Origin of the sequence: Pseudomonas sp. GZD-209 (genome assembly GCF_049310485.1) — a bacterium.
Taxonomy (GTDB): Bacteria; Pseudomonadota; Gammaproteobacteria; order Pseudomonadales; family Pseudomonadaceae; genus Aquipseudomonas; species Aquipseudomonas sichuanensis.
This window is the reverse complement of record NZ_JBMOWQ010000150.1, coordinates 21601-27737: the sequence shown is the minus strand read 5'-3', so window position 1 is coordinate 27737 and position 6137 is coordinate 21601. Positions and strand designations below refer to the sequence as shown.

6 protein-coding genes, 1 tRNA gene and 1 rRNA gene are annotated in these 6137 nt (G+C 61.4%); 5 read left to right on the top strand and 3 right to left on the bottom strand.

Annotated elements, in window-relative coordinates; all coding sequences use genetic code 11:
* The first annotated feature begins 136 nt into the window (after positions 1-136).
* A 5S ribosomal RNA gene (rrf, locus tag ACO6VM_RS17770) occupies positions 137-252 on the top strand.
* A 304-nt stretch (positions 253-556) separates the two neighbouring features.
* On the opposite strand, the gene ACO6VM_RS17765 is transcribed toward rrf, so the two are convergent.
* The 3 genes from ACO6VM_RS17765 to ACO6VM_RS17755 all read right to left on the bottom strand — a co-directional run bounded on the left by ACO6VM_RS17765 (position 557) and on the right by ACO6VM_RS17755 (position 1538).
* Positions 557-691: a hypothetical protein gene (locus ACO6VM_RS17765; RefSeq protein WP_401059828.1), complete on the bottom strand. Its 135-nt coding sequence runs from the start codon at positions 689-691 to the stop codon at positions 557-559.
* Between the two features lie 16 nt (positions 692-707).
* On the bottom strand, positions 708-941 hold the full coding sequence (locus tag ACO6VM_RS17760; protein ID WP_401059826.1) for a hypothetical protein: 234 nt from the start codon (positions 939-941) through the stop codon (positions 708-710).
* Between the two features lie 512 nt (positions 942-1453).
* Positions 1454-1538 (bottom strand) — tRNA-Leu (locus tag ACO6VM_RS17755).
* Positions 1539-1646: 108 nt separating this feature from the next.
* Here ACO6VM_RS17755 and queA point away from each other — a divergent pair.
* The 4 genes from queA (at position 1647) to secD (ending at position 6132) form a co-directional block, all read left to right on the top strand.
* Positions 1647-2696: a tRNA preQ1(34) S-adenosylmethionine ribosyltransferase-isomerase QueA gene (gene queA / locus ACO6VM_RS17750; protein ID WP_401059824.1), complete on the top strand. Its 1050-nt coding sequence runs from the start codon at positions 1647-1649 to the stop codon at positions 2694-2696.
* Positions 2697-2710: 14 nt separating this feature from the next.
* Complete coding sequence (gene tgt / locus ACO6VM_RS17745; RefSeq protein ID WP_167409821.1) at positions 2711-3826, top strand: tRNA guanosine(34) transglycosylase Tgt; 1116 nt, start codon at positions 2711-2713, stop codon at positions 3824-3826.
* Positions 3827-3869: 43 nt separating this feature from the next.
* Entirely contained in the window at positions 3870-4205 is a 336-nt protein-coding gene (gene yajC, locus ACO6VM_RS17740; protein ID WP_008092587.1) for a preprotein translocase subunit YajC, read from the top strand.
* Between the two features lie 64 nt (positions 4206-4269).
* A complete protein-coding gene (secD, locus tag ACO6VM_RS17735; protein ID WP_401059822.1) occupies positions 4270-6132 on the top strand; it encodes a protein translocase subunit SecD in 1863 nt (620 codons plus the stop codon).
* Positions 6133-6137 lie beyond the last annotated feature (5 nt).

The following is a 6137-nucleotide window of genomic DNA, read 5'->3' as shown; positions in this document are numbered from 1 at the left end:
ATATAACACCCAAGCAATTTGCGCGTAAGCCGAATTGTGGTGGTGAAGACGAAAGACCCGAAAATTCGTAAGACCACAAATTCACATATCCGAATTAGCCAAGAGTGTTCACAAGACATTCTGGGCAACCGAATTTCTTGACGACCATAGAGCATTGGAACCACCTGATCCCATCCCGAACTCAGTAGTGAAACGATGCATCGCCGATGGTAGTGTGGGGTTTCCCCATGTGAGAGTAGGTCATCGTCAAGATTCATTTCGCAAAACCCCTATCTGCGCATGCAGGTAGGGGTTTTGTCTTTTCCGCGATTACACCAGCCTGGTGGGGAGCACCTGTGGGAGCGGGCTTGCCCCGCGATAGCTCTGGCCAGGCACTGCTCAGGGGCTTGCCCCGCGATAGCTCTGGCCAGGCACTGCTCAGGCAGTGAGGCTGGCTGGGTTGGCCTCATCGCGGGGCAAGCCCGCTCCCACGCTCTATCTATAAGGCGTTGGTGCTGCGTATGGCGGCAGTGGCCAACAAAGCGTCCAGGAGCCTCATACAGGGCCGTTTAGAGCTTCACCACCCGTACCGCAGCATGTTGCCCTGATAGTCCAATTGCGGGGCTGGCGTGGCTACCACGCTCTGTGCGTACACGTCCTGTTCACCATCGCCATTACCGAAACCGGTAATGCCGGCAGTCCAGTCGGTCATCGCGTTTTCCCCTTGGTCAGTGCTTGACCTGCAGTTTGCTCAATGCCAACTCCGCTAATTGACGGGCGGCTTCGATCTCGTGGGTGGTTGTCAGCGACAGGCCTCGGCCCAAGGGCGTGACATGGGCCGGGGTGTGCAGGTGGATGATGGAGAGGGCGCAGAAGAGCCTCTCCGAGATCTGGACCAGGAGGTCTTCAAGGGAGTGGAACTTCTCAGGGGAAAGCGGTGGGTCGGGGACAATTTTTATCATGGTGTATCTCTCCGCTAGTTCAGTCGGAGCTACCACCATTAGCTGTCAAACAAATGGGTGGCAGCTATACGCGGGTTGACAGACCGAGAGCAGAGAAACCCGGCGCACACGAGGTGCCCCACGTACAGCCGCCAGAAAGGCGAAGCCATAAGAGGTATCTGCAAGTCAGCCTGTCAAAGCCGATCGTTGATTTAGCAACGACCGGCCGAGACTAGAGCCCGACCCAGACCACCGCAATGGCTTGAAAGGGGTTTGGAGTATGTTTGGGAAATGGACTACAGGGAATGGGGAAAGTCTTAAAGACTTGGGTGCAAGATTGAATCAGCGAAGCGGGCTTCACTGTCGTGGCGCATCGTTGGCAAGCCAGCTCCCACAGTGGACGGCGCAGGGTTCAGGCATGGCACATACCTGTGGGAGCCGGCTTGCCGGCGATGAAACCACTACGGTCAGCCCAACTTTCCCCGATTCCCAGGCACAAAAAAACCGACCATAAGGTCGGTTTTTTCTGGATTTGGTGCCCCGAGGGAGACTCGAACTCCCACTCCTTTCGAAAACGGATTTTGAATCCGCCGCGTCTACCAATTCCGCCATCAGGGCTTGTCGCGGCGCAGTATAGAGAGGCGCATGAGGTCGGTCAATCGTCTTTCATGGTCAATTTTCATGCATTGGGCTAAACTTCCCGGCCCTGTCGAACCGAACATCATCATGCGCGTCGCCGATTTTTCTTTCGAACTCCCAGACTCCCTCATCGCCCGCCACCCGTTGGCCGAGCGTCACGGCAGCCGCCTGCTCGTGCTCGACGGTCAAAGCGGCGCGCTGGCCCACCAGCAGTTCACCGACCTGCTCGACTACCTGCGCCCCGGCGACCTGATGGTGTTCAACAACACCCGGGTTATTCCTGCACGGCTGTTCGGCCAGAAAGCCTCTGGCGGCAAGCTGGAAGTGCTGGTCGAGCGTGTGCTGGACAGCCACCGCGTGCTGGCCCATGTGCGCGCCAGCAAGGCGCCGAAAGAAGGCGCGGTGATCCTCATCGATGGCGGTGGCGAGGCCGAGATGGTCGCGCGTCACGAGACGCTGTTCGAGCTGCGCTTCACCGAAGAGGTGCTGCCCCTGCTCGAACGTGTCGGCCATATGCCGCTGCCGCCCTACATCGACCGCCCGGACGAGGGCGCCGACCGTGAGCGTTATCAGACGGTCTATGCCGAGCGTGCGGGCGCAGTGGCTGCGCCCACCGCCGGGCTGCACTTCGACGAGGCGCTGCTGGAAAAGATCGCAGCCAAGGGCGTCGAACGCGCCTTCGTCACTCTGCATGTGGGCGCCGGCACCTTCCAGCCGGTGCGGGTCGACAAGATCGAAGACCACCACATGCACAAAGAGTGGCTCGAAGTGAGCCAGGATGTGGTCGACGCCGTCGAGGCCTGCCGTGCCCGTGGTGGCCGGGTGGTCGCCGTGGGGACCACCAGCGTGCGTTCGCTGGAAAGCGCGGCGCGCGATGGCGTGCTCAAGGCGTTCAGCGGCGACACCGACATCTTTATCTTCCCGGGCCGGCCGTTCCATGTGGTCGACTGCCTGGTGACCAACTTCCACCTGCCGGAGTCCACGCTGCTGATGCTGGTCTCGGCCTTCGCCGGTTACCCCGAGACCATGGCTGCCTATGCGGCGGCGGTGGCGAACGGTTACCGCTTCTTCAGTTACGGTGATGCCATGTTCATCACCCGCAATCCGGCGCCACGCGGCCCAGAGGATCAAGCATGAGTCGCACCTGTCGAATGTCGTTCGAACTGCTGGCCACCGACGGCAAGGCCCGTCGCGGTCGGCTGACCTTCCCCCGTGGCACCGTGGAGACCCCGGCGTTCATGCCGGTGGGTACCTATGGCACGGTCAAGGGCATGCTGCCGCGCGACATCGAGGCCATCGGCGCCGAGATCATCCTTGGCAACACCTTCCACCTGTGGCTGCGCCCGGGCACCGAGGTGATCAAGAAGCACAACGGCCTGCACGACTTCATGCAATGGAAAGGCCCCATCCTCACCGACTCCGGTGGTTTCCAGGTGTTCAGCCTGGGCGCCATGCGCAAGATCAAGGAGGAGGGCGTAACCTTCGCCTCGCCCGTGGATGGCTCGAAAGTGTTCATGGGCCCGGAAGAGTCCATGCAGGTGCAGCGCGACCTGGGCTCGGACATCGTGATGATCTTCGACGAGTGCACGCCGTACCCGGCCGAGCACGACGTGGCGCGCACCTCGATGGAGCTGTCGCTGCGTTGGGCGCAGCGCTCGAAGAACGCCCACGCCGACAACACCGCGGCGCTGTTCGGCATCGTCCAGGGCGGCATGTATCAGGACCTGCGCATGCGTTCGCTGGAAGGCCTGGACAACATCGGCTTCGACGGCCTGGCCATCGGTGGTCTGTCGGTGGGTGAGCCCAAGCACGAGATGATCAAGGTGCTGGACTACCTGCCAGGCCAGATGCCGGCTGACAAACCTCGTTACCTTATGGGGGTAGGCAAGCCGGAGGATCTTGTAGAGGGTGTGCGCCGCGGCGTCGACATGTTCGACTGCGTGATGCCCACGCGCAATGCGCGCAACGGCCACCTGTTCATCGACACAGGGGTGATCAAGATCCGCAATGCGTTCCATCGTCATGATGAATCGCCGCTGGATCCGACCTGCGATTGCTACACCTGCACCAACTTCTCGCGCGCCTACCTGCACCACCTGGACAAGTGCGGCGAAATGTTGAGCAGCATGCTGAATACCATCCACAACTTGCGCCATTACCAGCGCTTGATGGCCGGTTTACGCGAGGCTATTCAACAGGGTAAATTGGCCGCCTTTGTCGACGCCTTCTACGCCAAACGCGGGCTCCCTGTGCCGCCTTTGGACTGACTGTTTGCATCCATTATTAGAAAATTTGCATTAGGAGTGCACAATGAGCTTCTTGATTCCCGCCGCCTACGCGGACGCTGCAGCCCCTGCCGCCGGCCCAGCCGGTACCGGCTTCGAGTGGATCTTCCTGGTCGGCTTCCTGGTCATCTTCTACCTGATGATCTGGCGCCCACAGGCCAAGCGCGCCAAAGAGCAGAAGAACCTGCTGAGCAACTTGCAGAAGGGTGACGAAGTTGTCACCAACGGCGGCATCGCCGGCAAGATCGTCAAGGTTTCCGATGATTTCGTGGTTCTGGAAGTGTCCGACACCGTCGAACTGAAGTTCCAGAAGGGCGCGATTGCCGCGACCCTGCCAAAAGGTACGCTCAAGGCTATCTGAGTTACCGGTTTCATTTTTCCAGTCGGGGCGCGCAAAGCGCCCCGCGTCTTGAACGGGCGGCGTGATGCTGAACAAATACCCTCTGTGGAAATACCTGCTGATCGTGGTGGTACTGGCGATCGGTTTTATTTATTCCGCACCCAACCTCTACCCGGATGATCCGGCGGTACAGATCAGCGGCGCCAGCTCTGCGCTGCATGTCAGCCAGGCTGACCTCGATCGCGTCACCAAGGCGCTGACCGATGCCGGCATCGCGGTGAAAGGCGGCAACCTGGGCGAGAAGGGCAGTGCGCTGGTGCGCCTGACCAACCAGGAAGACCAGCTGCCAGCCAAGGATGTGGCGCGCAAGGCCCTCGGCGATGACTATGTCGTGGCCCTGAACCTGGCCCAGACCACCCCGCAGTGGCTGCGCAACCTGGGTGCCAGCCCGATGAAGCTGGGCCTGGACCTGTCCGGTGGTGTGCACTTCCTGCTGGAAGTGGACATGGACAAGGCCATGACTGCCCGCATGAAAGTCTACGAAGGCGAGGTCAAGACCTTGCTGCGCAAAGAGCGCGTCCGCTACCGCAGCCTGCCTCAGCAGGATGGCGGCATCATGCTGGGCTTCGCCGACGACGCTACCCGCGAACAGGCCCGCAGCCTGATCCGCAAGAATTTCAATGATTTCGAACTGACCACCACCGAGCGCAACGAGCTCGCCGTGCTGCGCCTGGCGCTGACCCAGGCCAAGGTCGCCGAAATCCGCGAATACTCCATCAAGCAGAACCTGACCACCGTTCGCAACCGTGTGAACGAGCTCGGCGTGGCCGAGCCGCTGGTGCAGCGCCAGGGCGCCAACCGCATCGTGGTCGAGCTGCCGGGTGTGCAGGACACCGCCGAAGCCAAGCGTATCCTCGGCAAGACCGCCAACCTGGAGTTCCGCTTCGGGGCTGAGCCGGGTGCGTCCAAAGCCACCACCGAGGTGTTCGAGTTCCGCGAGGGCGGCCGCTCCGCCCCGGTCGAGCGCGGCCTGATCATCACCGGTGACCAGGTCACCGACGCCCAGGCCAGCTTCGACGAGCACGGTCGCCCGCAGGTGAACATCCGCCTCGATGGCCACGGCGGCGAGCTGATGAGCCGCGCCACTCGCTCCAACGTCGGGCGCAGCATGGCGGTGATCTTCATCGAGCAGAAGCCGGTCACCCACTACGAGAAGCAGACGGTCAACGGCGTCGAGAAGGACGTTGCGGTCCAGACCTTCAAGGAAGAGAAGAAGATCATCAGCCTGGCGACCATCCAGTCGCCGCTGGGCAGCCAGTTCCGTATCACCGGCCTGAACGGCCAGGGCGAATCGTCCGAACTGGCCCTGCTGCTGCGTGCCGGTGGTCTGGCTGCGCCGATGTACTTCGCCGAAGAACGTACCATTGGCCCGAGCCTGGGTGCCGACAACATCACCAAGGGTATCGATGCATCCCTGTGGGGCATGCTGTTCGTCTCGCTGTTCATCATCGCCATCTACCGCGGCTTCGGCGTGATCGCCACTGTCGCCCTGGCGGGCAACATGGTGCTGCTGCTGGCATTGATGTCGCTGCTGGGCGCCACGCTGACCTTGCCGGGTATCGCCGGTATCGTGCTGACCATGGGTATGGCGGTCGACGCCAACGTACTGATCTTCTCGCGTATCCGTGAGGAGCTCAAAGCGGGCATGTCGGTGCAGCGTGCCATCCACGAAGGCTTCAACCGTGCGTACACCGCGATCATCGACGCCAACCTGACCAGCCTGCTGGTGGGCGGCATCCTGTTCGCCATGGGTACCGGCCCGGTCAAGGGCTTCGCGGTCACCATGTCCCTCGGGATTTTCACCTCGATGTTCACCGCCGTCATGGTGACCCGCGCCATGGTCAACCTGACCTGTGGCGGGCGTGACATCAAGAAGCTGTGGGTTTGAGGGAG

What these genes read in the sequence shown, in the direction of transcription:
- yajC (WP_008092587.1), top strand. Translation starts at nt 3,870, where the DNA reads ATGAGCTTCTTGATTCCCGCCGCCTACGCGGACGCTGCAGCCCCTGCC.
- tgt (WP_167409821.1), top strand. Translation starts at nt 2,711, where the DNA reads ATGTCGTTCGAACTGCTGGCCACCGACGGCAAGGCCCGTCGCGGTCGG.
- queA (WP_401059824.1), top strand. Translation starts at nt 1,647, where the DNA reads ATGCGCGTCGCCGATTTTTCTTTCGAACTCCCAGACTCCCTCATCGCC.
- secD (WP_401059822.1), top strand. Translation starts at nt 4,270, where the DNA reads ATGCTGAACAAATACCCTCTGTGGAAATACCTGCTGATCGTGGTGGTA.
- ACO6VM_RS17760 (WP_401059826.1), bottom strand. Translation starts at nt 941, where the DNA reads ATGATAAAAATTGTCCCCGACCCACCGCTTTCCCCTGAGAAGTTCCAC.
- ACO6VM_RS17765 (WP_401059828.1), bottom strand. Translation starts at nt 691, where the DNA reads ATGACCGACTGGACTGCCGGCATTACCGGTTTCGGTAATGGCGATGGT.